This is a genomic window from Picosynechococcus sp. NKBG042902 (assembly GCF_963864045.1).
Lineage (GTDB): Bacteria > Cyanobacteriota > Cyanobacteriia > Cyanobacteriales > MRBY01 > MRBY01.
In genome coordinates, this window is the sequence record NZ_CAWLTV010000048.1 from 1 (window position 1) to 24,548 (window position 24,548).

The window sequence follows — 24,548 nt, forward strand, 5'->3', positions numbered from 1 at the left end:
TTAGAACTAGATATCATACACGCTTTGGCAAAACATAACAATCTAGAGATTGCAGTTGCCGCTAAATGCCACATACAAAGCAACCTTACTATTGATGATAGTTGGGAAGTAGCTATTTTAGAAAAACGTCTTAGTTCTGAGAACCTTGGTTGGGAATTGCGAGGAGTGGCACAGAATCCCAGTTGTCCTATTAAATTTTTAAGAGAATTTGCCTATAATGACAGTATATCTCTACGCGAAGAGGTAGCTAAAAATCCTAGTTGTCCTATTGATTCATTTAAAAAACTAGCAACTGATCAGTCTTCTTTGATACGCAGATATGTAGCAGGTAATCCTAACTGTCCTACTGAGATACTTCAACAGCTTGCCACTGATTATGATGAATGGGTACGCAGAGATGTGGCAGAAAATCCAAACTGCCCTACTGAAATACTTTTACAACTTGCTGATGAATTAAAATACTTGGTAGCGAGTAATCCAAACTGCCCTGCTGCAATATTGCAACAGCTTGCACATGATGAATGGGACATACAAAAAAAGCTGTAAAACATCCAAACTGTCCTATTGAAACTCTGCAAAAACTTGCTACTGATTCTGATGAAGATATACGCTGGTTAGTAGCAGGGAACCCAAATTGTTCTGTTGAACTTCTCCAAAAGCTGGCTGTTGATGAAGACAAAGACGTACGTAAAGAAGTAGCTAAAAATTCTAATTGCCCTATTGAAATTCTAGAACAATTGGCCACTGATGAAGATAAGTATATACGTAAAGAAGTAGCTAAAAATTCTAATTGCCCTATTGAAATTCTAGAACAATTGGCCACTGATGAAGATAAAGATGTAATCAAAGAAAATATCGTAGAAAACCCTAGCTGTCCTGCCAAACTACTTCAATACTTTGCCCATGACAAAGATAAAACGGTACGTCAAAAAGTCGCAGAAAACCCTAGCTGTCCTACTAAAATATTGCAACAACTTGCTAGTGATGATGATGCATGGGTACGCAGATATGTGGCAAGCAATCCCAACTGTTCTACTGAAATATTGCAACAACTTGCTAATGATGATGATGCATGGGTACGCGAAAAGGTAGCTAAGAATTCTAAGTGTCCCATTGAAATACTAAAACAGCTTATACACAATGGATATGAACGTAAGAACGTAGCAAACAATCCTGACTGTCCTGCTGAAATATTAGAACAACTTGCTTCTGACGAAGATGAAGACGTACGTAAAGCTTGTTACAACGTGGCCCAACAGCCAGACTGCCCCATAGACAAACAACAAGCTATCTTCCGGGGAACAATCACTTTTCTAGCTCGTGGCAACTTCCCCAGCGATCGCCGTCTCTTTGCCCTCCGCTCTCCCCACTGCCCAGTGGAACCCCTCGAGCGTTGTGCCACCAGCATTGATTTCCTCGAACGCCGCGCCGTTGCCGAGAATCCCAACACCCCTACCGAGGTGCTAAAAACCCTCGTCAGCAGCGACGCAGACCGAGTTGTGCGGCAATATGCCCAGACTAATTTAGACAGCCGCAATACCTAAGAAAATCACACCAGATCCCCAAGGAGGTCACTGATGTTCGCTGGCCTCCTTTTTTATTGGGCGACATTAGAGAAATCATGGTGGGCGATCAACCGTCTCTACCCAAAACTTAGTCGTTACAATGACAGCAGTGATTTTGCCAAATTGATGACCTGAGAGTTCATATCAATATGCAACGGTTAAGTCGAGATTCGGTACTACAGCAACTCACACGCCATCGTCCAGACTTAGAGCGCATGGGGGTCACATCACTCCGGCTTTTTGGTTCTGTAGCCAGAAATGAGGCGACGGCAGACAGTGATTTAGATTTTTTGGTGGAGTTCAAGAATACTCCTTCCCTCTTCGAGCTATTTGCAGTGCGTCATTTTCTCGAAGACTTATTTGACTGCAAAGTCGATCTGGGCATGGAAGAGTCCTTGCGGGAACATCTACGGGAGCCTGTTTTAGAGGACACAATTTATGCCTTCTAGGACACCTCGGGACTGGCGTTTGAGGATTCAGGATATTTTGCAGGCTGCCCAGGATATTTCTGACTTTACGGCAGGACTGAGCTTTGAAAAATTTGCAAACAATAAAATGCTGGTGCAGTCAGTCCTGTATAACTTTGTGATTATTGGTGAAGCAAGCGCAAATATTCCAGAAGAAATTAAACGACAATATCCTGAAATTCCCTGGCGCATCATGGCTGATATGCGCAATGTGATGGCCCATGAATATTTTCAAGTCAATTTAGGCGTAGTTTGGCAAACATTACAGCGCAGTTTACCCCCAGTCATCGCCCAATTAGAAAAACTATAAGTAAAAGACGCAACTATTCTATTAGCGTCTTTTTGGCCTCCATTCCCTCATTATTCACTAGAAGCCCTAGAAGCTTATGCTCACACTTCGCTGCTTTGATGGGTGCAAAAGGTAAGATAGGAACTCAAAGGCGATCGCCGCCAATCGACTCTCTTCCCCAACAATCTCTTCAGTTGTAAATCTAGGGGGGTTAATCAGGCATAATCCGAAAATAGTCGCAATGCCTTGGACGAATCACAGAAAAATCCCGACGGTCAAGGGTGTAGATTGTCTCTATCTCTAATCTTTCGGCGATCGCCACAATGGCCGTATCTGTAAAATCAAGTTGATTATCCGCATAGATTTCTAAAAGCTCACTAATTCGCTTGCAGTCTTCTATCGTCGTTGCTTCGAGCTGTACCGCTTCTGGATGAATCCGCGAGATAAATTGACGCATTGCCCGGTGACCTAGTCTGGAGGCGAGCAGATAGCAAATTTCTGGAACAACAGCGACGGGGAGGACCAATTTCCCAGAAGTATTTTGAGCGACACTGAGTACACGACGGTGATTTAAATCATCGCGATCGCTCAGGGCAAATAAAAAGCTGGTATCCAGAATGGCAGTCATCATTTTTCTACGGATGAATTTGCCTGATGATGCCAACCCCAAAGCGAATCAATCTCAGTCTCGAGAATCGCTTCATCCGATTCAGAAATATTCCGCTCACCCGATTGACCTAGACCCGCAATGTCTAATAAAAAGTTTTGCTGTGATTCTTGAGATGATTGCTGTTGCTGGGTTCTGTAGCTTAGATAGTCAAGAAAATTCGCAAGTTCTGTTAAAACTTCATCCGGTAAAGTTTCAACTGTGTTGATGAGATATTGACGTTCGACAGTTGTTTTGGGCATGGTACCAACTCTCCATAATTCATTTATTGTAGAACCCGCATCAGTACCTGGGTCGGGCTGGGTCAACATAATCAGACTCGAGCGCGGATCCCATGGGCGATCACTCAGCTTTTGGAATTGCGAAAGGAAATTGCTCAAAGACGATGTTCTTTCAAGGCGCGGACTCTCTTTATTATTTCAAAGTCTCGATCTTGATGTAGCAGCACCAAATCATAACTGAGGGCCAATTGGGCAATGCAACAATCGATCGTACTTCTCACCGTTTTTCCTCCTCGACGGAGATCGTAATAAATGCGAGCTGCATACTGCCAGTGCTGAGGTTGCAAATTCAAGTAGTCCTGATCTACTCAGATAAGTCGTCAATAGCTGCCATTCCTGCTCATCACGACTTCCTTGGAGCAACTCTACTTGGATAAAACGGCTCAAATAGTAGGCTTCCTCCCCCACTATCGTCTCAAATCGCTGTCGTATATTACCCGTTCGGTCACGGAAGAAGTATCCACCAGAAACATTCTTTAGCCTTCCTGGGAGTCACTACGGAGCATTTTATAATCATAATTGGGCTGAAGTTGAATTTTGCCGCTTAAATCCAGCAAATCATGTTTTTTCTGACTTTTAATGAGGGCTTGGAGGGCAAGCTGCATCAGCTCTTTCTTGGTACGCACATTGGTTAAGCGAAAGGCTTCTTCAACTAGTTGATCATCAAGTTCTACATTCATTCGCATCGTTTTGTGTACAAAAAGTACATTTTTATGGGTATAAAGTGCATTACCTATAGCTTACAAGGGCAGGCTGGGTCAGTAGGAGGAAATTAGAGAGCAGTTCCCAAAGGCGATCGCCCCTATGGTGTAAGAGTCAGATTGATCGAAAATCGCTCATTCCTAGACACGCTAAAATTCAATCAGCGAAAGCTGAGATCGCTTCGGAGCATCGATTGTCATGGAAAATTTTGATCATCAAATTGTGCGTGAATTTCGCGATCGCCTTGACGCAATGATGCCTGTTTTAGATCTCCGTGTCTTCGGATCGCGGGCAAGGGGAAATGCCCAGGAAGATTCGGATTTAGATATATTCCTCAAAGTGCCAGAGTTGGATCGACCATTGCGGGAACAAATCTATGATTTGGCCTGGGAAATTGGCTTTAAATATGACCGGATTATTTCTACTTTTGTGGTGACGGAAGATCAGATCACTGCTGGGGCAGTAGGCGCGAGTCCGGTTTTGGCGAAGATTTTAGAAGAAGGCATTGCTGTATGACCGCAAATGGACAGCTTCAGCTTTTGGTGAGATACCGGCTGCAAGAAGCAGATGAGACCTTACGGGAAGCAAAATTGTTACTAGAGCAGTCAGCTTTTCGCGGTTCTATTAATCGGTCATATTACGCGATGTTTTACGCCCTTTTAGGGTTGCTCGCCACAAAAGGCTTAGGCACTTCTAAACATAGTGGGATCATTAGCCTGTTTGATCGGGAGTTTGTGAAAACAGGGATTTTTAGGAAAGAGTTATCGAAAAGTTTACATCGGGCTTTTGATGAGCGACAGGCTAATGATTACGGGGAAATGTTAGAGCCTGATCTCTCCTTAGCAGAACAGCTCTTCCAGCAGGCTCAGGTTTTTGTGGCAGAGATTAAACAGCAGTTGGCAAAGGTGGGATTTGAACTATAAACGGGCGAAAACAGAACAGCTCCGATAGGCGATCGCCTTTGACATGACTACAAAGAGCTAAAATTATACATAAGATAATATTGAGCTAAACCCATGGATATACATTTGAGAAAATGGGGCAATAGTTTAGGGCTACGCATCCCTCACCACCTCGTCGAAAGTTTCGGCTGGGATGAAACCTGTACCCTGGAATTGCAAGAAAAGGATGATACCCTCGTCATCCGCAAGAAACCGAGTGCTCCTACTTTGGATGAGTTACTAGCCAGCATCCCCGATGATTTTCAATATCCTGATGATGTTCAGGCCTTTTTAGAAACATCGGCAACAGGACGGGAGCTCCTGTAGACCATGGCACCCTATCCCAAACGTGGAGAAGTGATTCGGATCAACCTCAACCCAACTCAGGGTCGTGAGCAGATGGGAGAAGCTCGTCCCTGTCTTGTCCTCAGTCACACCCAATTTAATCAAAGCCGTAATGGCATTGTGATTGTTTCGCCGATCACCAGCGTTCACAAACCAGAGGTTAAAACTTTAATTGCCATTCCAGCCGGCTACAAAGTGCAAGGGTCGATTATTGCTGAACAGGTGCGGACTCTTGATTTGAGTCAGCGTTGGTGGCGCAGTACTGGTGAAATTCTGCCAGCTGAGGTACTCGAAAAGGCGATCGCCATTTTGCAAGTAATTATTGCTTAAGTCGGAAACAGGGTGGGGCAATCACCCTCATATTTTTTCAGGTCTACACGACAGAAGATGAACAGTACCGTGCTTATCTAGTTTTGGCTCATGGGCAGTATCTCAGCTAAAATACCTTCAAAATTTCTGAAAGAGGTGATCAGCTAGATCTTCTTGTTAATGGGCAGAATCCTGATCTTGGTACGATTCAGATCAACCGTCACTAATGCACCTGCTTCTAACTCTTCCGAAAACCGCCTTAAACACTGCACCACAATTTTTCCAATGGTCTGGGGCATAAGATCCTGTGTTCTTACTTGAAACACACTAGGCGCATCCGCTTGAGAAGCAGCGAGGATTGCCCCGAAATCCAGATCATTCGTGAAAATAATCGCTTCATTTGCCTTCGCCCAGGCAACAATTACCGTATCTGGGTCGTCAGACTGACCAACTGACGACCAATGCCATACTTAAAAACCAAAATTTTGTAGATAACCGACCCAAAGCGGACTTAAATTCATATCAACAACAATTTTCATGCCGTTGCTAAGTCCACCTCATATTCCTCTGCTCGCCACGCCGCAAATGCCAACGCCGCAAAAATATCGTCCCGTTCTAGATAAGGATAAGCTTTTAAAATCGCCTCGCTAGAATATCCTGCTGCGACCAAGCCCACCACTGTGCCTACGGTCACTCGCATACCTCGAATACAAGGCTTCCCACCCATCACTGCCGGATTTAAAGTTATCCTCCTCAACAAAGCTGTAGTCATAATTTTTGATGCCGACATTTCACTTTTATTTTAATGCCTTTACCCCAATGACACAGTGATATCTTGAACCAACCCATGACCAAAGCCCGACTCCTCGAAGATATGCAGTGCTTTCTCACAGAGAGGAGAATAGAGGCGATCGCCATTTTGCAGGTAATCGTCGCTTAGACCAAACATAGAGTGGGGTTTTAGCTGAGTTCCTCTGGCAAAACAGACTTCCCGGCATCACAAATCTGACTATAAGGACAGTAGGAACAGTGGTCAGAGTCAGGTTTAGGCGTGTAATCCCGTTGGGCGATCTGTTGCATTAAGATGTCGGCTTCTTGGTCGATGCTTTTTAAATCCGTTGGGGTAAAAGTATAGAGTTGCTGCTGGCGGAGGTAAGCAATATAGGCTGTGGGTTTTTCTGCGGCTCTGGCATAGGCCCAGAGTTGAAAACGATGTTCTATCGGATTGGGCTTTGAATCTGTTTTAACGTCGAGGACACAATTTGCGCCAACGAGATCTGCCCGACCGTTTAAGACCAACTGATTTTGACGGAGTTCTAAAGCAACTTCTTTTTCACCTGCTTGGACAGCCGCAAATACTGGGTCTGTCCGGAAAGTTTGGGCAAGATCAAGGGCTTCTTGCACTTTGTCAGGGGGGAGCTTGAGATCCTGGTTATGGAAATTCAATTGCTCGACGGTTTGATAGTCTTTTTCGAGGGCAGTATGGGTGAGGGAACCAATGGCCGCCCCGTAATTACTTTCCCCTTCCGTTAAACCTGGATGTCTGATGATTTGTTCAAAGTAGAACTTTTTCGGGCAACGAGCATAGGTCGTCAGCGCCGTCATTGGTAACTCAAGGCCATAGCTCCGGGCTGGTTCTAGAAGTAATTGAGGAGGCTGTTGTGGTTTTGAAGATTCATCGCCTTTGCACCAGGGCTCTGCTGGGGGATATAGATCCGGGGAAATATCTTTGATCGCAAAATCCTCTAAACCCGGCTGCAGTAAATCTAGGCCCCCGCCTTTCTCTTTGGGCGTGGTCAGAATGAGGCGATCGCGGGCGCGGGTGAGGGCGACATACAACACCCGTTTCGCTTCGGCGGTTTCTCGCTCTTGCTGATTCCCTTCGAGGAGTTGAAACAGCACCGATTTTTGAAGCTTTCCCTGGTCATCCCGTTGTTTGAGGGCAACACCAAATTCTGGATCAAAGAGAATACTGGAACTGGTATTGGAAAGTTTTCGGGTCAAATCCGGCACAATCACCACCGACCATTCCAAACCCTTAGCGGCGTGGATCGTCATCAGGGAAACGGCATCGTCAGCTTCGAGGGGGGGCCGGGGAATTTTAACCCCATGGCGCTGGAAGCGTTGCAGACGACGCACCACAGACAATACATCAGCAGTGCCCTGTTCTAGATGACGCAAAAGTTCTAAAAAGCCCTGCCAATCGGCAAGACGACGCTCTGCTTGGGGAAGATTGGTAATCACAGCAGAATAGCCAGTCAGTTGATCGGCTAGTTGGAGGAGTTGGGATGGAGTGAAGATATCGCGTTTGTTGAGCAATTGTTTGAGAATCGTCACCCGTTGTTGGACTTCTGGCTGCTGACTATCCTTTAAACAAGACCACCATTTTTTGTCTTTCTTCTGGGGACGTAATTCATAGAGTAGGCGATCGCTCAAGGTCAAAAATGGACTCCGGAGGACTGCAACTAAGGCCAGATCATCATTAGGATTGGCAATGAACTGGAGCAGGGACAGACCATCCAGGGCTTCAGGGGTATCTAAAAGGTTGCCGCCACTGGATTGGAGGAAAGGGATCTGCCATTGGGCCAGAGCTTGGCTGTAAATATCGAGGGGATCCCAGGTGCGGGAAAGAATCGCAATATCCTTCGGGACGATCGCCCTTTCTGTATCTGTGGGCTTATCCCAAACCTTCATTCCCTGGGAAAGCATGTCGTATATGAGTTGGGCGATTTGTTGGGCTTCGACTTTCCGGGCCTCAGCGATCGCCATTTTTTCTTCTGGGGCAAAGCGATAAATGTCTAAATGGAACGGATCGTGGGGGGCTTCTTGACGATGAGCATCCAAATCCTGGTGTAGGTCTCCGAGGACAGGCCGAAATACAGTATTGATATTGTTGACTAAACTTTCATGGGTGCGGAAACTTTGGGTTAAAGCGACGCCATTATTTAACTGCGATCGCCAGCTACGAAAAACTTCCACATCGGCCCGGCGGAATCCATAGATCGACTGTTTATCATCCCCGACAATGGTCAGAATACTTTTTCCGGTAAGAGCTTCGAGTAATTTCCCTTGGGTAGGGTTAGTATCTTGAAATTCATCGATCAAGTAGGCTCGCCAACGCTCTTTGTAATAATCCCGCACCGCTGGATCTTCAAGGGCTTTGAGGGCATAAATTTCTAGATCATTAAAATCTAAAACCCTGGCTTGCTGTTTGATTTCCTTTAGTCGTTGCTCTAGCCACTGGAAAGCACCTTGTAAAGTCATCACCCATTGGGTTTCCCGTTCATCCAATTCCCCCAAAGTCAAACCCAGTAACGAGATATCCGGAAATTTCTGGACAAAATCCCGGCAGGCGATCGCCTGACTGCGGACTGTTTTGAGAATATCTTCACTGGGCCAATTTTTCTTTGACCCAACACTGCCTACTTTTAAGCTTTTCAGCGCTTGTAAGGTACTTTGAAAGGGAACACTCGTAATGTCATCCTGGCTGCGTTCCAGGTCTGCCATTAACTCCGCTAAAGTTTGGCGCACCAGCTCTAACTTATCCCCAGGCGCTCCTTGGTATTGGGTCATCAGGGCTTGGGTCTCTTGCCAAGTCTCACTGGCTAACAGATTTTTGATCACCTGCTGCTGTTTATCTCGCAAAGCAGGCAGCCAATCTTCACAACTTCTTTTTAGAGCTTCACGGGCACTCAGAGGATCACCAAGCAGAGCGGCGATCGCCGTTTTGAGGGTGGAATAGGGAATCTCTCCGTAGAGTTCTGGGGGCATCTCAGCCAGGGCCACGTTTAACTGTTCCGCTTGCCAAATGCTCCCTTCCCACTCGTCCAAAGGTTGGAAATTTGCGGGTACCCCTGCCGCTTCGGGATGTTCCCGACAAATGCGCATTGCCACCGCATGGAAGGTACTAATTTGGGCGGCTTCTACTTCGGCGAGCCAATCAAATCTATCTGGGTGTTCCTGGGCGATCGCCTGGCGAATCCTGGCCCGTAATTCTGTGGCTGCTTTTTCTGTAAAGGTCATTGCCACCACCTGCAAAGGGGAAAGCTTATCCTTATCCAAGTGATGAAGATAGCGGGCGGCCAACATGTGGGTTTTTCCCGTCCCTGCCCCGGCGGTGATACTAACACTGGTTTTTGAGGTGACCGCTTTTTCTTGTTGTTCAGTTAAAGGCATTATTCTTGTTCCTCCCGGTTGATGCGGCACACTGATTTGAAATCACAATATTTGCAGGCGTCATATTTCCCATCGGGGGCAACGGGATAGGAACCGCTTTCAAGATGAGTTTTGAGGCGATCGCCCGCAGCCTGAAGATCCTTTTCATCGGGAAATTTTGCACTGAGTTTTTCCCCTTTAGTTAGGGAGTAATAAAGATTCTGCTTTACCTGAAACTCAGGATATTGGTGCTGTACCGCCGCTTCATAGATGGGTAGTTGGAGATCAATTTTAAGCAGACCAGACTCATCCTGAATCCCTTTGGGTGGACTAGAACTGGTTTTGTAGTCCATAATCACTAACTCGTTTGTGCCACTGATTTGATCAATGCGGTCAATGTATCCAGTAATTCGAAAATCTTGCCAGGTAAACTGAATCTTGTCTTCTAGCCTAAAGACATGACGGCCTTCTGGTAGAAATTCTGGGGCGGCGATCGCCCGTTGGAGAGTTTGAATATGTTCGGTGCGCTGTCGTTCCCAAGCAGACAATTCCGGCAGTTTTAAAACGTCTTCTGCTTCGATAAACCATGCTTTAAGCTGCTCAAAGTCCGTTAAATCCAGGTCTGGATTCTTTCGATAAGCATTGAGAGCCAGTTCCAAAACTTTGTGGTAGAGAATCCCCCGCTGACTGGGTTCTAAGGTGGTTTCGGGTTCATCGAGGGCTGCGAGTTTCAGCACCTTACCCGCAAACCACTTAAAAGGACATTGCCCTAATTGCAACAGTTGCGACGCACTAAAAATATGTTCTCGCCAAGGGAATGGCATCCCGATCAAGCCTTGGTATTCATCTAATGCGCTCTTTTGAAGACGTCGTTGCTCGATCTGGTGGGCGGCGATCGCCTGGTCTAATGTTTTCGACTGAAGTTCTGTTGGAATTTGGGATTGGGTTAGATAAAACTGGCGGGCTTCTGCAACACTGGCGGCCATAGCAATTGATGTCTTCTTGGGCTGGAGGCCAAGCTTATCAAAATAGATCGAGGCAACTTGGGAACGGTAGCGGCCTTCGCCTTGACCAAGGGTACTGTAGGAAAAAGTGAATTGCTTTTGGGGCACCTGCAACAGGCTATAAAACTGAAATTGTTCTCGCCGCGCCTTGGCGATCGCCCCTTCGATGGGCAATTTATCAGACAACTGTTTACGGGTATAAAAATCTAAAACGGGTTCATCCCGCAACGGTCGAGGCATTACCCCTTCAGCCCCATCAATACAAAAAATATAGTCATACTGGGCACCAATCAGATTTTGGGGATTATGCACCCCCACCCCACCACGCATGGGATAGGCTGGTGTGGTCAATAGTTGCAAGCTAGTGCGAATTTCTGCCTGAAACATTTCCCAGGTCATGATTTCCGTTAGAGATGTTGTTAAGCTGTCGAGGCCATCAATGAATTTTTTGTAGGCGACAGTTTCCGTTACCCAGGGTAAAGCGCGGCGACGCACCTCAAGAACGTTCAAAATTTCCTTCAGGTATTCCCTCCAAACCAGAAAAGTCCCTTGTTGGGGTGGCTGCAATACCGCAAGATCCCATTGATAATGCTCCTGGGTAAGTGCCTGCCATGCTTCAAAATGATTAGGCTTTAGGGTGCGGGCCACCTGCCAAAATTTTCTCCCCGAGGCATGGGTGAGGGGATGGCTTAACCACTGGGCCGTGACTTCAAAGGAATAATTAGTTTCAATGACGGTTAAAAGTTGCTCCAGCCAAGCACCGAGGCGGGTTTTTTGGAGAGAAATCGGATTTGGTAGGCTCAGGGGCACTTCATATTCCTGAGCGACATGAAGCAAGAGCGGCCCCCAATGGTTATCTTCGTTCGTGACGATGGCAATTTTTCGCGCTGCGACACCCTGTTGTAGCAGTTGTTTAATTTGACCCAGGGTGCCCCTGGCCTCTGCCTCCCAGTTGGGATAAACGTGGGCTTGGACGGTTTTAGGTTCGAAATTAACACTGTTTTGACCGAAGAATTTCTGGCTCAGGCGATCGCCCAAGGTTAATGTCTCTGGTTGGCTATCATCTAGGTGCCAACCTTTCCCTTGTAAGCGTTTGATGAGTTCGGCTTGGGGTGAAAAAAGAGGCTGGTCATCGACGTGGGGTAAATACAGCAGACTATCGGCAGCGGCGATCGCCTCAATAAAGGCAATTTCATCGGCCCTCGGATCTGGATAGCCATAGATGCACAGGGTTTGGGGCTCCGGCTTGAGGGCGATCGCCTGCCACAGCACAGCGGCGGGATCTACAGTTTTAGTTTCCTGTAGTTGAGCTTGGTACCGTTGAATAACCTGGTGCAGTTGCTGGATTTTTGGGGTGTTAAATGCTTTTAAACCATCAAGATTGGGGCTTGCTTGGAGCAGTTCCTGCATTGCCCCCCGCCAGGTTTGCACTGTGCCTTCTAAATCTGTCGGGTTTAGGGTTGCGGCGATCGCCTGTTTCAGTTGCTGATATTGTTCTAGGGGATTAAGCACCCGCTGGCCTTTCTGCCATAACAATTCCGCAGCGAGGCTACTCAGGGAATAGGGCTGTTGTTGTTTCAGGCATCGGGCAGTCTGCCGGGTCGGGGCGATCACCTCCGCTTTTCCCTTTTTCAGAAGAGCCTGAGCTGCCTGTAGAAAAGGTGATGAATGCTTGTAAATAATGCCCATAAAATCAACTTGCCCGAATCAAAGTCCCTACCAAAGCCCATGACGCGATCACTCTCTCCCGTCAGATAAAATCGGAGAAAAAGCTACCCATAACGTTATGGGTAATTCATTCAAGTCTTGAACTCCTCACCATCAGAACTTACCAAACAAAACACTCTAGCAACTCAGATTGAGTAAAAAATTATCTAAACTGCTTTTGTGAGGCGATCGCCTACTCATTCGGCAACTCGAAAGAATTTCAGACTATAGGGCATTAGTCACACCTTCTTAGCGTGCAATATGTTCCCTTTTATGACGTAACCCCTAGAACCCCTATTCTTTCGTTAAAATGGCCTAAAAAGGTCGATCCTCAAAACACCTTCTGTGTAAGGCTTTCAGACGATATTTTTTCTATAACCGATACTTTCTGTTCAAATGCGCCCTCTAATCCATGTACTGCTAACCCCATCGAGCAAAGCCATAGACCTGTCAAGCACCGATATACTATCCGATTCTGGGCTTTGGTGACTTTGAATCTGCTGATCGGTTCTGTCGAGCAGTGGATGAAGTGGCCAACTTTTTGAGGCCGCGTAGTCAAATGCCAGAATCAGTGTGTCTGTCGGCTCGAAGAGAGAAGTTCCTGCAAGGCGTTGAGGAACTGGAGGCATTGTTTCTATCTGCCTGATCCAAATTTCATTGAACAGGCTTTAGCTCGGCAGGAAAATCGGGGTTAGGATGAACTCAGGGCACACGACTCTGTTTTCCTGGGCGATCGCCAATCTATTTTTGTAAGCCATAAATTCAAAAAGTCTAGACTTTGCTACTTATCTTCTGGCGGAGTTTGGTGATGGTCTCTGGGTTTAATTCGCTTTCTAGCTCTACGGTTTCCCTTACGTCTAGCGCGAGTTTTACTTCTTCAGGAGTTGCCTGACCTAAATCATTGAGAAGTTTTTGGAATGAGGTGTTTTGCTGTTCAACGTTCTCAGCGGGAACGGGTTCCACAACGTAATTTTGGGAAACCTGACGGGTTAGGGCATAGACAATGTATTGGTTTAGGGATACGCCCTCTTGGGAGGCTTGGTGACTAAGCTGTTGGTGGAGGGTTTCGGGTAAGCGTAGGGTTAAACGACTCATTGTTATTCATCTCCTGTGAGTTTTAGAATGAGTTCGACGGGGGACAGAACAGGTAAGCCTAGGGACTGTTTTGCCCGTTGAAAATCTTTGAGGTTTAAAGTAACGATCGCCGCATTGGCATTCATAGCACAGTCAATGATCAGATCATCGCCGGGGTCGGGGGAAGTGGGTCGCCATGTAAAATGGATTTCGGTGAATTTAGTGAGGGTGAGTAACCGACCAAGGACGGGCTTTAGGGTTTGCCAACGAGTAGGGGATAGTTTACGGCTTAAAACATCTTGGTATTCATAGGCAATCGCCGTGGAAATGTGAACGATGAATAATTCGGCTAACCAAGCTTCGATGATCAGCCCTGATGCGCTCCCCTGTTTGGTTAAGCCTTCTAGAACGATGTTGGTGTCAATAACGAGGTGTAATGGGGCTTGCTCTGTCATGACACCACTATAGCACCATATTCAGTGTCGTTTAGTTGCATTCGGCGATGGACTAGAGGGCGCATCTCGACAGAAACCTAGGATTATAGAAAAAATATTGCCTGAGAGTCTTGTATAGAGATCGTTTCAAGGTTCGACCTTTTTTACTGATTTTAACGAAAGAATAGTGGTTTCAGTGATCGCTAGTGGGTACTTCTTTATTCAGTAAAGGCTGACCTAATTCCTTCACAGAGCCATCACCATTGATATAGGAATGAAGTGCGCATCATTTGGAGAAAGTTACCCATAACGTTATGTGTAAGTCACACAAGCTTTTTAAACCTAATTCTCAGAACTTACCAAATAAAACACTCCAGTAACTCAGATTGAGTGAAAAAATTATCTAAACTGCTCCTGTGAGGCGATCGCCTTTTTTGGAGACCATAGCAACTACCCATAACGTTATGGGTAATTATTTTTCCCTTTTTTCCAGAACGAAACGGAGTCCCATGGGAGAGGAATTCCAGGCAGTTTCATTTTTTATCTCGGCGGGCAGTCACTACCCAAACTAATGGGATGCTTCGGAAATTAGTTCATCAATCTGGGCAAGTAATGCCTGCATCTGATCCCATTTTTCAGGATTTTTATCCCAGAGACGCGCAGCCTTGAGTCGTTTGACCGTTTGATCAATGCGTGACTGGGGCTTTTGTTCTGCGGTGTTGAACTTTAGCTCATTGATACGCTGCCTGATCTCACTTAAGGAGAGATTTTCCTGGATGGCGGTCTCTAATAAGTTTTTTCGTAATTCGGCATCTTGTAAGCGGGCGATCGCCTTCGCTTTCGTATAGGCAATTTTCCCCTCACGGAGGACTTCTAAAATATCATCAGGTAAATTGAGTAGGGGTAAACGATTCGCCGTAAAGGACGACCAATTCTGACCCAAGTTTGTAAAAACAGCTTGAATCTGCTCACCGATTTCACTACCCATAACGTTATGGGTAATCGTTTTTCCTTTTTTCTCGTTTTCTAAACGGTAAAGTAAACTTTTTACTTCTTGGGGTTCACGCTGCAACTCTATTGCCAAAAGATTAAGCACACCTTCTGCTTCTTCGACGGGGTTGAGATCTTCGCGGGTGAGATTTTCCACAAGGGCGATCGCCAAGGCTTGTTGATCGTCCAGGTCACGAATCACAACTGGTACAGTTTTGAGGCCCAACTGCAATGCCGCACGATAACGTCTTTCTCCTGCAACCAATTCGTAGTGGTTAGCTTGGTGAGGGATCGGTCGAACCAGGAGGGGTTCTAAAATGCCATATTTTTGAATCGAAGCAGCAAGCTGTTGAATTTTCTCAAGATCGAAGTAATGACGGGGTTGACTGGCCGAAAGGCGAATATTGGCGATCGCCACGGCAGACTCTGGCTCAGTGGATAGCTCTGCTAAATAATTTCCGACGGTACGTCTAGCCAAGGTAACTCAAAGCCTCCATAAATAAATTTTCATAGTCTTGTTGAGCTGCTTTTGCGGCAGAGCCCGCTAAATCAAAAACTGTTGCCTCTTGAATTGGCGCATCAGAAATACATTGCCGCTGATAGACAATGGAATTAATGAGTGGAAACCGCTGGTCTTGACTGAGGGCCTGCTGTGCTTCTTTTAATAAAACGGTGCCTTTGACAGCGCGGCTCAGGAATAAGCCAACATGGGGCTGGCCGCCGCGCACTTTTTGTCGCTGACGAATGACCTGCAAAATTTTACTACTACTGCTGAGATCAAGACCGGATGGTTGGCAAGGAACGAGGGTAAGGTCAGAAATATCCAGAATTGTTTTGGTAATTTCACTTAGGCTACCGGGGCCATCAACCACCACCACATCATACTGATTGCTGGCCGCTTCGATGGCATCAAAGAGGGCTTCGGGATCAAGGATCGCAGCATTTGGAATTTCTTTAGGTAAACGTGCCAGCCAGCTCGAACTTGATTGCTGCGCATCGGCGTCAATTAACGTGACATTTTTATTTTGGGCCAGCCAATAGGCAAGGTGTACTGCTGTCGTACTTTTACCGCAGCCACCTTTTTGGTTCACAATGCTGATAATGCTCACAGATCAACCTAAGATTTACCTGAGCATATTTTATATTACCCATAACGTTATGGGTAGCCACTAGCTTCAGATTTTTGGGTATTCAGTCCAATAGGTAGCATGAAAAACAGTCCGATTACCCAATCATCCAATAAAGGGTTTTGGATTATAGCGATCGCCCTACGAGTAAAAGGCGATCGCCAAAGATGAGTTAAGGAAAAAAGAGTTGCACAAAAAAGATGCCAAGAACAAAGGCGATCGCCATCAGAGCCAAGATGGTAAATAATGACTCACAAAAATGGTCGAATTCCCGTCGTTTACGCCGCCGAAACAAGATTTTCTGTTCAATCTCAGCTTGTTGAAGCTGTAATTGTTTGTCCCGGATTTTCAACGCCCGTTCATGTTCTCGACAAAAATCCATTAGGAATCGGAGGAGGAACTCTCTGGCAGCGCAGACGACTCCCCCGGCAACACAGAAATGTCGAGGATATCATCCCCATAAAGAGCAGCATCAAACTTGCGTTGGAACTCTTCGGAGCGTCCAATCTCATTGATACGCTTCCAGAAAGACTCAACAACAATTTTACGAGCAGCAGCCCGTTGTTCCTTGAGAACATCAGGGGTTTCCCGAATGATCTGCTCAGCAAAAGTCGTCGATTTCTGCTGTAGGAAGTCAGTCAGTTCCGGCTCTAAAACCGGACTTGCCTCAGCGAACTCCGGAGAATCAGTGGACTGATTTAAAACGATGGCGATCGCCTGTTTATAGCTTTTCTTCTGCTGACGTGCCAAATGTAAAACTTGTTCAAAAAGAGACATTTGTCTATCAGAAAAGTGAATTGTATCCTGTGGGATATCTAGGCCATCAAGAATTTCATAGAATTTGGCATCAGTGATATTGTATTTTTCAATAATGTTTTGTTTGTTCATGATGAAGAATTTCTAGAAACTATCAGAAGTGAATAAAGGAGAAGAAAAAAGAGGCTGAGATTCATCAGTTATTTCTGTCTCGGTCTCAGGATCGGAAAAGGTTTGAGAAGGAGGAGAAAGAGAAGTGATGAGAGCTGTTAATTGGGTAATTTCCTGGGTTAAACGATGAATGGAAAGTTCAGCCTGACGAATAATAAGTTCAGGAGAGCGATGGGAAAAATGAAGCAAGTGAGGATAATGAAGAAGTAAAAAAGCATCTTCAATTTCCCTTTGAATCGTTTTTCCTTGAGATTTTTTAATGTGGATCAAAATATCTCGAAAAGGAGTTTCATCTTGACTATAGAAAAAATGTCGATTCATGGAAAAGACCTCTATAAATGTTGAAGGAGTCCATAGGCATCAAGAAAACGACGAGCAAGGACAGGATTAAGGAGAGTCGATTTTAAAAGAGGACGAAGGAGATGATTAGCCCAGCCGAGATTACCAGAAAAATGCTGAATCAGCTGAGGTTCAAGAAGCATGGCAGTTCCCCCCCCGCAGACGACAAAATCAGTGGACTGCTGTTCAGTGAGAAAAGAGTGAATTTGTTGCCAATAGAGGGGGAGACAATAGTGAATCGCCTGTTGAAGATCTGGTCGAAGCTCTGTGCCATGGAAGAGAAGCTCAGCGAGAGAGAGTTCATCTTTATGTCCAGTAAGTTTACGAACTTCTTGAACTAACCAACGAAAGCCGAGGTTATTTGTAATGGATGCTTCAGGAAGAGGAACACCACGGTCGGTGGCTAACCAAGAAACATTACGATGACCAATGATAAGGGCAGTAATGCGAGAGTATTTTTTCTGTACAGTTTTGGGCAGACCACAGAGAAGTAGACCCGCCCCTTCAGGAAAAATGCGAATTTCGTTAAAGTGAAGAGAGAGAGCCTGACCACAAAATTGGACAGAATCTTGAGCAGCAATTAAACGTTTTTCAAGTTGATCTTTAGTCAGGTACTCATCAAAAGGCAAGAGAATGCCAACATCGATTGGCACAGACTGTTCCATCTGGAGTTGGATATAGGCGAGAATGCCGAGAATTTTATAGAGAGCCTTGTCACATTTAAGTTCGTGATTGCGTAGTTCAGAACCTTGAAACTTTTTGGCGATCGCCCCAAGAAGAAAACAAGAATCAGGCAGAGAAACCCAAGAACTTTCAAGATGAGTAGAACTGAAGCCCCAAGAAGCAGATTGGGGATAATCGGGGGGAACAGGCGCACAGTGAGGGGACATAACAAAACACTGGCAAGAACCCGAACTAAGACGATAGACGACTTTAGTGGCACTGGTGCCAGGGTCGATAACAATTTTGAGAATAGACATAAAAAAACCTCCTACAGACGAAGAAGAAAAAGAGGAGGAGATTCAGATAAGGACAGATGAGTTATTACAAAACTTCACGAAAGGAGTTAAAGAAAGACAGTAATAGTTAATTCGTATTGATTTTGTCGATATACAGGATTAGTCCATGATTTGCTACAGATCTGTCACAACTTAGGCACCCGACGAGGGTCGGAAAATAGGTGATGAGAGAAGTCATTCTCAACAAGTAAGAAAAATAGGTCTTTATTGAGAAAAAAGTACAAAATCGTAGCAAATAATGATCAAAAGAAGGTGGTAAAAGAGGGAAAATCTGTAGCAAATCCTGTACAGGGGTAAAAGCGTAGCCCACTGGTCAAGCCGAGGAAATTTCCCCACACCTTATACACCTCCGGAGGTTTTTTTGACGGGTGGAAAATATCCGAAATCGGAAGAAGATTTTCTCTTACCTAAAAACAGAGGAAATTTTAGGTATGTTGACGATCGCCACGATGACTCCGGCAAAAGCAGGGAGCTACTACAAGGAAAATTATTACGCTGAGGAGGAGCAGGTAGAATTTTCGCAATGGTGGGGGAAGGGTGCGACAGCTTTAGGGCTGAGCGAAAAAATCAGTGACGGAAAAATTTTTCAAAATATTTTGCAGGGTAAGACGGCAGATGGGCAAACACAATTGCGACAGGCTCCCCCGAAAGGCAAAGAGGCGATCGCCGGAACAGACTTAACCTTTTCAGCCCCCAAGTCGGTATCCATCGCAGCGTTAGTGAACCAAGATCAAGATTTGATAGAGGCGCATAATCAAGCAGTAGAGCGGGTATTGAGCTTGATTGAGGGACGGTACGGCGAAACCCGCGTGAACAAACAACATACGCCAGTGAAAAATATCTGCGTTGCGAAATTTCTGCATGACACAAATCGGGAGCTGAACCCAAATCTACATACCCATTGCTTGGTGATGAATATGGCACAGGATGCATCAGGAATATGGCGATCTGCGGCAAATCGATTGCTATATCAACATCGGATTTTATTAGGAAAACTCTATCGCAATGAGTTGGCGCAGGCCGTGCAGAACTTGGGCTATGAAATTGAGGTCAGAGCCGATGGACTATTTGAACTGAAGGGTTATACGCGAGAACAGGTTGAGGGATTTAGCGATCGCCATCAGCAGATTCTGGAATACTTGAAGACAGAGGGGTTAGAGGATACGAACGAAAACCGGATTAAAGCCCTATTTGAAACTCGAAAAATTAAACAGCATGATGTGGATCGGCAGGCACTGTTGGCAGAATGGCAGACCACGGCGGAAGGATTGGACATTGAACACCCCACCCCCTATCCTGGAAATGCGGTCCTTGAGAAGAATCTAACGGTATTGGTTGAACAGGCAATTCGCCACAGCGAGGAGCGCACCGCTATTTTTACCCGAGAAGATTTAGAGGCCTTTATCGTGGCGGAACCAACGGGTCATTCCTTTGAGGAAATTGAAGCAACCATTAATGCAAATCCTCGACTGATTCGTAGAGGGCGGCGATTGGCAATAGAGGAGAGTTTGGCACGGGAGAAAGCAACGATTACGCTGATGCAGGCAGGTCAGGGACAACTAGAGCCTATCCCAATGACAAAAACCCAGTTACCGAAAGCGCTCACCAAATCTCAAGCTGAGGCGGTAAACCACACTCTTTGTAGCCAGGACCGCGTTGTGGGTTGGGTGGGAGTCGCTGGAGCTGGCAAAACTTTTACCTTGAACACCCTTGTTAAGATTGCACAAGCCCAAGGTATTGAAGTGTCTGGTTTTGCGCCTGATGCCAGCAGCGCCGAAGTCCTTGGTGATGAGGTTGGTATTGGTACGGATACGGTGGCCTATCATCTCCTCCAGCAAAATGAACCGCCTGAAAAACGACAGCTGTGGCTCATTGATGAAGCTGGGAAATTATCCGCCCAAGAAGCCTATCAACTCTTGCTCAAGTCTAGTCAGCAAAATGCTCAGGTTTTGTTGGTGGGGGATCCCAAACAGTTAACCGCCGTCAATGCAGGGGCTCCCTTCAAATCTTTGATTGATAATGGCCTCAGTGCCAGCCATTTAAAAGATTTCCTCCGCCAGAAAGATTCCATCATCGCCAGGGCTGTACAACTGACCTACCACAACCTCGGTGGTGAGGCGATCGCCTGGTTGCAGAAACATGGCAAAGTCTCTGAAACCCCAGATATCGAAGACCGTACCCAATAGATTGCTGCAGCCTATTTGAGACTAGACGAGACAGAACGGGCTGAAACATTGGTCTTGTCTGGCACCCACCGGGAACGCCATGCTCTTATTCACCAGATTCGACAGGGTTTAAAACAAGAAGGCAAGATTCAGGAAACGGAGTATGCAACCGAAACTCTAACTCGGAAGAATATGACCGAGGAGCAAAAGCAACATGCTCGGTTCTATGCTGTCGGCGATGTCTTGATTCCCCTCAAAGACCACAATTGCCTCAAGCGCTCCAAACGTTATCAGGTCACCCAAATCTCTGGTGATGATGTGACTCTTAATGATCACATTACCCTGAATATGAAGGGCTTGAAATATCCCCTCAAAACCGAAGTGTTTACCAAAAATCAGTTGCCTATTGCCGTAGGCGATCGCCTGAAGTGGACGAGGAATAACCGCCCGCAGAAACGTACCAATGGCCGGGAGTTTACCATCATCGGCATTGATCCCCAGACTCGCTTAGTCAGCGTTGTTGATGATAAGGAAAGATTAGATGAATTCTCCCTGGATGACTTGAATCACTGTGACCATGCCCTGGTAGGCACCGTCTACTCCAGCCAGGGTAAAACTGCGAAACAAGTCTTCGTCAGTTTTGGCAATGACCCCACCATCAACCGTGAAAGCGTATTAGTCGCCTTATCCCGGGCCAAATATGATGTCAAAATCTGGACGACCAATGCCCAGAAACTGAGGGAACTGGCAGACATTTCCCATAATCAGGTTAATCCTTCTGAACTCCTTAGGGAACAAGGCCTCAAATTAACGCCACCTCCAGCACCATTACATTTGACGGAAGAGCATTGGTTAGAGCGCGTAGAAAAATCAGGCATTGCCCCAGATGTGGCTGCCCTCAATGCTGAATCATTGGCAGGAATGGATGTCTATGAACGGCTGCTGGAAGACCATTTAGCAACTCTAGGCACTGGTCAGTATGTCACCCAACCCATGAAGCGGGTGATGGATCAATATGCCACTGTTGCTGAGGGGGGCGTCTGGGCGGATGGCGGCATTGATGCAACTCGTCTTCCGCATTTAATCCCAGGTGAAATCCCTCCAGAGAAAACTTTTGGGGAGTTTAAAACGGATCATCCTCGTCTCGATTGGCGCAAAACCCAGCAAAAAGGCAGTGACCAATACCGTAAATATGAAGCGCCTAGAGGAATCCCGAAGGGCATTATCTTTCCAAGAATACCTGAGTCAATTGCTGAGCGAATCTATGCCCGTTATGGTGTGAATCCTAGTGCTGAAGAACGAAAGAGTGGTTTTTGGCCTTGTGTTTACTGGTATCCGCAAATCGCCATTATTCCGGTGGAGGGTAAGAAAAAGCAGAATCAGTATTGAGTCAGGGTTATGCGGCGATCGCTCTCCCCAGTGTCACGGGGGGGTATCGCAGTCGAGAAAATGGTGTGGAATTGCCGAAACGTAGACTCCATCCTGAATTGGCGGTATTCGCAACGAACGGACGACAAATCCTGATGGCCTTCGACCAAGACACTAAACAAAGTACCGTACAAAACGTGCGGCGAGATTTAGTCCGTACCGGCGAACTCCTAGAAGAAGCAGGCTGCACAGTAAACGTTTTAAAATGGCAGTCCCACGAAGGCAAAGGCATCGATGACTTAATCGTAAACCAAGGTATAGAACGCTTTTTGGAGGTGTTAGGTCATGCTATCCCGTTAGCCTGGGAAGCTGACAAACACTATCGCAATGAATATTTAAAGCTGAGGAATTATCTCCTCAAAACCCAAGGACAGGGACGAAAGTTAACCGAACTGATGATTGATACGGCGATCTCCTACACCGCGCACTCCCAGGACAGAACCAAAATCCTGCACCAGAGCAACACCCTCGAAGCACGGCGAAAGCAAGGGCTTCCCGAAGATGTCAAAAGCTATCAAATACAGATAGAACAAGAGTTACAGCGTTTACAATGGAAACTAAATCCCAAGCACAGATTAAACATCTAATCCGTGGGTGATCTCAGCGCTCATAGTCTGATTGGCTGTCAGTAGCTTCGCTCTCCTAATCTCCCATTTTCTTTTGCCTGAGTCCCGTTTGTATGGAGTCCATTCAAGATTTTGCATTCATTCCTAGAAAGGTAGCTGGGGAAATAGCTGGTACATCAGCACCCTCATAATCTGGGAGATTTCTAGTGATGATCAGTTCTGCGTTGATTGCCTCAGCAGTTTTAATGTTAACAGCATCTTCAAAGTCCTTGAGGTTAGTAGCTAGAGCATCGCGAATAATGGCATCGTTAACCCCAGCGACTTCTATTTTCTGTAGTAGGTGTTTGATACTCTGACGGGTTTCAGTTACCCCCAGGGAACGACGAACAATGTAGAAAATATTGGTGACGGCATGGGCCGCAATATATAAGTTTATCCCTGGGTCGTGGGCGGCAAAGTCTAGGGCTCTGGCAGAATCTATGAAGAAAGGTTCCCGTTTGGTCAGGACATCAATGATGACATCACTATCAAAAAGGATATTTCTCAACTGTATTTCTCCTCTAGATAATCGATGTATAGTTCCGTAGGATCTGTCACAGGTTCGAGCTGGGCAATGCCAATTAGTTGCTGAATCCAAGGGCTCAGGGCATCTGCTGCTTCTGAGGGAGTGGCTGAAATGTCAGCCATTGATGGTGTTGTTTCGTGTGGTTGGAGTTCATCCAACAGGATTCTGACCAGTTGCCATTTGTCAGCATCAGGGAGTTGCCGGACTTGGGTTTGAATATCTTGAAAAGTCATAGCTAGTTCTGGAACTTAGTTTCAATTCATGGCAACAAGGTCAAGGACTTTAATTTTGTTGGTGATAGCTTCACTAACAATGGGTAATGCAATAACAATCTTTCCTTAGTCTAACTTGACTCGGCTAGTCCATAAAAAGAAACCCCGTGCTGAAGATCATAAACAAATCAGAAATGCCGTAAACATCTAGGGCTGACTCTCAAAGGTGATCGCCTACACCGTAAACCCCCAAGACAAAATCAAAATCTTGCACCAGAGCAACACCCTCGAAGCACAGCGAAAGCAAGGGCTTCCCGAAGATGCCAAAACCTATCAAGCCCAGATAGAGCAGGAATTACAGCGTCTACAGCAAAAATTGAAACCTAAGCGAAGACAGGAGGTGTAAGTAGGGGCGATCTCGTTTCGATTATTTCGTTTATAATATGGAGTTGTAATCTATGCAAAAAATGCGTAGAAAACATAGGTAAAAAACATGACAATTACCGCCAATGTTTTGGGTACTGTAGTACCAACTCAAGCCGAAACACAGCTTGCGATGGAATCTAGTCATCAATTGTTGATGCTTCTAAAGAATAGAGAATTAGAAGCTCACCCCTGCAATTACAGGCTGCATATCCAAATAAGTGAAGGAAACGAAGAGCGGATCGACATTCCTTCAGGTGCTTTTCGCCTATTGCAAGAGATTTTGGTGCAGATGGCGGGTGGCAATGCAGTCACATTGATACCGATCCATGCAGAATTAACAACCCAAGAAGCCGCAGATATCTTGAATGTCTCCCGTCCTTTCTTGATTAAGTTAATCGAGAATCAGGAAATGCCTTATCGAAAAGTAGGAACCCATCGTCGGATTTTGTTTAAAGATGTGATGGATTATAAGCAAAAAATAGATAGTCAAAGGATGCAAGCACTGGATGAGCTAACTCAAGAAGCTCAGGAACTAGGATTGGGATATTGATTGCCAACAATTTCACCGCACTAATCGATGCTTGTGTTCTGTACAAAGCACCTGTAAGAGATCTGCTGATGCGTTTAGCTGTAAAAGATTTGTATCGTGCAAAATGGACAAACGAAATTCATGATGAGTGGATCAGAAATCTGTTGAAAAATAGACCTGACATTGAAAAAAAACGCCTAGAAAGAACAAGAGACTTGATGAATAGTCATATTCGAGATTGTTTAGTAGATGGCTATCAGGAACTGATTGAATCATTAGAGTTGCCAGATAAAGGCGATCGCCACATATTAGCAG

29 protein-coding genes and 3 pseudogenes are annotated in these 24,548 nt (G+C 45.8%); 14 read left to right on the forward strand and 18 right to left on the reverse strand.

From position 1 onward, the window contains the following. The 4 genes and pseudogenes from AACR41_RS01530 to AACR41_RS01545 all read left to right on the forward strand — a co-directional run. Nucleotides 1-546 (forward strand): annotated as a pseudogene (locus AACR41_RS01530) (hypothetical protein); the annotation flags it as partial. Further along, nucleotides 522-1,544 (forward strand): hypothetical protein, encoded by a 1,023-nt coding sequence (locus tag AACR41_RS01535; protein ID WP_052349728.1) that lies wholly within the window; start codon nt 522-524, stop codon nt 1,542-1,544. The pseudogene AACR41_RS01530 and the gene AACR41_RS01535, both read left to right, overlap by 25 nt. 170 nt (nt 1,545-1,714) lie before the next feature. Then, nucleotides 1,715-2,014: a nucleotidyltransferase family protein gene (locus AACR41_RS01540; protein WP_030008076.1), complete on the forward strand. Its 300-nt coding sequence runs from the start codon at nt 1,715-1,717 to the stop codon at nt 2,012-2,014. Continuing rightward, nucleotides 2,004-2,342 carry a HepT-like ribonuclease domain-containing protein gene (locus tag AACR41_RS01545; protein ID WP_030008077.1) on the forward strand — a complete coding sequence of 113 codons (339 nt, stop codon included), beginning with the start codon at nt 2,004-2,006 and terminating at the stop codon, nt 2,340-2,342. Before AACR41_RS01540 ends, AACR41_RS01545 begins: the two co-directional genes overlap by 11 nt. Nucleotides 2,343-2,532: 190 nt before the next feature. On the opposite strand, the gene AACR41_RS01550 is transcribed toward AACR41_RS01545, so the two are convergent. The 4 genes from AACR41_RS01550 to AACR41_RS01565 form a co-directional block, all read right to left on the reverse strand. Continuing rightward, a complete protein-coding gene (locus tag AACR41_RS01550) occupies nt 2,533-2,949 on the reverse strand; it encodes a PIN domain-containing protein (protein WP_030008078.1) in 417 nt (138 codons plus the stop codon). Further along, nucleotides 2,949-3,230, reverse strand: coding sequence for a DUF2281 domain-containing protein (locus AACR41_RS01555; RefSeq protein WP_030008079.1), 282 nt, complete (start codon nt 3,228-3,230; stop codon nt 2,949-2,951). Before AACR41_RS01555 ends, AACR41_RS01550 begins: the two co-directional genes overlap by 1 nt. A gap of 134 nt (nt 3,231-3,364) precedes the next feature. Next, on the reverse strand, nt 3,365-3,562 hold the full coding sequence (locus AACR41_RS01560; protein WP_339367618.1) for a PIN domain-containing protein: 198 nt from the start codon (nt 3,560-3,562) through the stop codon (nt 3,365-3,367). A gap of 183 nt (nt 3,563-3,745) precedes the next feature. Then, the gene (locus tag AACR41_RS01565; protein ID WP_339367619.1) at nt 3,746-3,949 is read right to left on the reverse strand and encodes a type II toxin-antitoxin system VapB family antitoxin; all 204 of its coding nucleotides are present in this window, start codon (nt 3,947-3,949) and stop codon (nt 3,746-3,748) included. 220 nt (nt 3,950-4,169) lie between these two features. Between AACR41_RS01565 and AACR41_RS01570 the strand changes: the two genes are divergently transcribed. From AACR41_RS01570 to AACR41_RS01585, 4 genes are all read left to right on the forward strand, one after another. Further along, a complete protein-coding gene (locus AACR41_RS01570; RefSeq protein WP_030008081.1) occupies nt 4,170-4,487 on the forward strand; it encodes a nucleotidyltransferase family protein in 318 nt (105 codons plus the stop codon). Beyond that, nucleotides 4,484-4,894 carry a HEPN domain-containing protein gene (locus tag AACR41_RS01575; protein ID WP_030008082.1) on the forward strand — a complete coding sequence of 137 codons (411 nt, stop codon included), beginning with the start codon at nt 4,484-4,486 and terminating at the stop codon, nt 4,892-4,894. Before AACR41_RS01570 ends, AACR41_RS01575 begins: the two co-directional genes overlap by 4 nt. A gap of 93 nt (nt 4,895-4,987) precedes the next feature. Beyond that, complete coding sequence (locus AACR41_RS01580) at nt 4,988-5,239, forward strand: AbrB/MazE/SpoVT family DNA-binding domain-containing protein (protein ID WP_030008083.1); 252 nt, start codon at nt 4,988-4,990, stop codon at nt 5,237-5,239. A gap of 3 nt (nt 5,240-5,242) precedes the next feature. Then, on the forward strand, nt 5,243-5,587 hold the full coding sequence (locus AACR41_RS01585; protein WP_030008084.1) for a type II toxin-antitoxin system PemK/MazF family toxin: 345 nt from the start codon (nt 5,243-5,245) through the stop codon (nt 5,585-5,587). 143 nt (nt 5,588-5,730) lie between these two features. Here AACR41_RS01585 and AACR41_RS01590 read toward each other — a convergent pair. The 12 genes and pseudogenes from AACR41_RS01590 to AACR41_RS01645 form a co-directional block, all read right to left on the reverse strand. Beyond that, nucleotides 5,731-6,024: pseudogene (locus AACR41_RS01590) on the reverse strand (DUF5615 family PIN-like protein); the annotation flags it as partial. A 77-nt stretch (nt 6,025-6,101) separates the two neighbouring features. Further along, nucleotides 6,102-6,338: a DUF433 domain-containing protein gene (locus AACR41_RS01595; protein WP_030008086.1), complete on the reverse strand. Its 237-nt coding sequence runs from the start codon at nt 6,336-6,338 to the stop codon at nt 6,102-6,104. Between the two features lie 188 nt (nt 6,339-6,526). Beyond that, the gene (locus AACR41_RS01600) at nt 6,527-9,742 is read right to left on the reverse strand and encodes a UvrD-helicase domain-containing protein (protein ID WP_030008087.1); all 3,216 of its coding nucleotides are present in this window, start codon (nt 9,740-9,742) and stop codon (nt 6,527-6,529) included. Next, on the reverse strand, nt 9,742-12,414 hold the full coding sequence (locus AACR41_RS01605; protein ID WP_030008088.1) for a PD-(D/E)XK nuclease family protein: 2,673 nt from the start codon (nt 12,412-12,414) through the stop codon (nt 9,742-9,744). The genes AACR41_RS01600 and AACR41_RS01605 overlap by 1 nt, the downstream gene beginning before the upstream one ends. A 789-nt stretch (nt 12,415-13,203) precedes the next feature. Beyond that, on the reverse strand, nt 13,204-13,527 hold the full coding sequence (locus AACR41_RS01610) for a YlcI/YnfO family protein (RefSeq protein WP_030008089.1): 324 nt from the start codon (nt 13,525-13,527) through the stop codon (nt 13,204-13,206). A 2-nt stretch (nt 13,528-13,529) separates the two neighbouring features. Next, nucleotides 13,530-13,961 carry a putative toxin-antitoxin system toxin component, PIN family gene (locus AACR41_RS01615; RefSeq protein ID WP_030008090.1) on the reverse strand — a complete coding sequence of 144 codons (432 nt, stop codon included), beginning with the start codon at nt 13,959-13,961 and terminating at the stop codon, nt 13,530-13,532. Between the two features lie 547 nt (nt 13,962-14,508). Further along, nucleotides 14,509-15,408, reverse strand: coding sequence for a ParB/RepB/Spo0J family partition protein (locus tag AACR41_RS01620; RefSeq protein ID WP_030008091.1), 900 nt, complete (start codon nt 15,406-15,408; stop codon nt 14,509-14,511). Further along, nucleotides 15,401-16,039, reverse strand: a complete 639-nt coding sequence (locus AACR41_RS01625; RefSeq protein ID WP_030008092.1) for a ParA family protein — start codon at nt 16,037-16,039, stop codon at nt 15,401-15,403. Before AACR41_RS01625 ends, AACR41_RS01620 begins: the two co-directional genes overlap by 8 nt. A 190-nt stretch (nt 16,040-16,229) precedes the next feature. After that, nucleotides 16,230-16,439 (reverse strand): hypothetical protein, encoded by a 210-nt coding sequence (locus AACR41_RS01630; protein ID WP_030008093.1) that lies wholly within the window; start codon nt 16,437-16,439, stop codon nt 16,230-16,232. Continuing rightward, complete coding sequence (locus AACR41_RS01635) at nt 16,439-16,945, reverse strand: hypothetical protein (protein ID WP_030008094.1); 507 nt, start codon at nt 16,943-16,945, stop codon at nt 16,439-16,441. Before AACR41_RS01635 ends, AACR41_RS01630 begins: the two co-directional genes overlap by 1 nt. 12 nt (nt 16,946-16,957) lie before the next feature. After that, the gene (locus tag AACR41_RS01640; RefSeq protein WP_030008095.1) at nt 16,958-17,305 is read right to left on the reverse strand and encodes a hypothetical protein; all 348 of its coding nucleotides are present in this window, start codon (nt 17,303-17,305) and stop codon (nt 16,958-16,960) included. A gap of 11 nt (nt 17,306-17,316) precedes the next feature. Then, the gene (locus AACR41_RS01645; RefSeq protein WP_030008096.1) at nt 17,317-18,303 is read right to left on the reverse strand and encodes a ParM/StbA family protein; all 987 of its coding nucleotides are present in this window, start codon (nt 18,301-18,303) and stop codon (nt 17,317-17,319) included. A 470-nt stretch (nt 18,304-18,773) separates the two neighbouring features. Here AACR41_RS01645 and mobF point away from each other — a divergent pair, with 470 nt between their 5' ends. Genes mobF through AACR41_RS01660 form a run of 3 tightly spaced genes read left to right on the forward strand, consistent with a single transcriptional unit; the run spans nt 18,774 to nt 22,522 of the window. Continuing rightward, on the forward strand, nt 18,774-20,528 hold the full coding sequence (gene mobF, locus AACR41_RS01650) for a MobF family relaxase (protein ID WP_030008097.1): 1,755 nt from the start codon (nt 18,774-18,776) through the stop codon (nt 20,526-20,528). A gap of 15 nt (nt 20,529-20,543) precedes the next feature. Continuing rightward, complete coding sequence (locus tag AACR41_RS01655) at nt 20,544-21,896, forward strand: hypothetical protein (RefSeq protein WP_152551035.1); 1,353 nt, start codon at nt 20,544-20,546, stop codon at nt 21,894-21,896. Continuing rightward, entirely contained in the window at nt 21,893-22,522 is a 630-nt protein-coding gene (locus tag AACR41_RS01660) for a DUF3854 domain-containing protein (RefSeq protein ID WP_030008099.1), read from the forward strand. Before AACR41_RS01655 ends, AACR41_RS01660 begins: the two co-directional genes overlap by 4 nt. A 103-nt stretch (nt 22,523-22,625) precedes the next feature. Here AACR41_RS01660 and AACR41_RS01665 read toward each other — a convergent pair whose 3' ends face one another. Next, nucleotides 22,626-23,048, reverse strand: a complete 423-nt coding sequence (locus AACR41_RS01665; protein WP_030008100.1) for a PIN domain-containing protein — start codon at nt 23,046-23,048, stop codon at nt 22,626-22,628. Beyond that, the gene (locus AACR41_RS01670; protein ID WP_012308643.1) at nt 23,045-23,299 is read right to left on the reverse strand and encodes a hypothetical protein; all 255 of its coding nucleotides are present in this window, start codon (nt 23,297-23,299) and stop codon (nt 23,045-23,047) included. The genes AACR41_RS01665 and AACR41_RS01670 overlap by 4 nt, the downstream gene beginning before the upstream one ends. A gap of 205 nt (nt 23,300-23,504) precedes the next feature. Here AACR41_RS01670 and AACR41_RS01675 point away from each other — a divergent pair, with 205 nt between their 5' ends. The 3 genes and pseudogenes from AACR41_RS01675 to AACR41_RS01685 all read left to right on the forward strand — a co-directional run. Next, nucleotides 23,505-23,684 (forward strand): hypothetical protein, encoded by a 180-nt coding sequence (locus AACR41_RS01675; RefSeq protein WP_030008101.1) that lies wholly within the window; start codon nt 23,505-23,507, stop codon nt 23,682-23,684. A gap of 87 nt (nt 23,685-23,771) precedes the next feature. Continuing rightward, the gene (locus AACR41_RS01680) at nt 23,772-24,254 is read left to right on the forward strand and encodes a helix-turn-helix domain-containing protein (RefSeq protein ID WP_030008102.1); all 483 of its coding nucleotides are present in this window, start codon (nt 23,772-23,774) and stop codon (nt 24,252-24,254) included. Further along, a pseudogene (locus AACR41_RS01685) lies at nt 24,251-24,548 on the forward strand (PIN domain-containing protein); the annotation flags it as partial. The gene AACR41_RS01680 and the pseudogene AACR41_RS01685, both read left to right, overlap by 4 nt.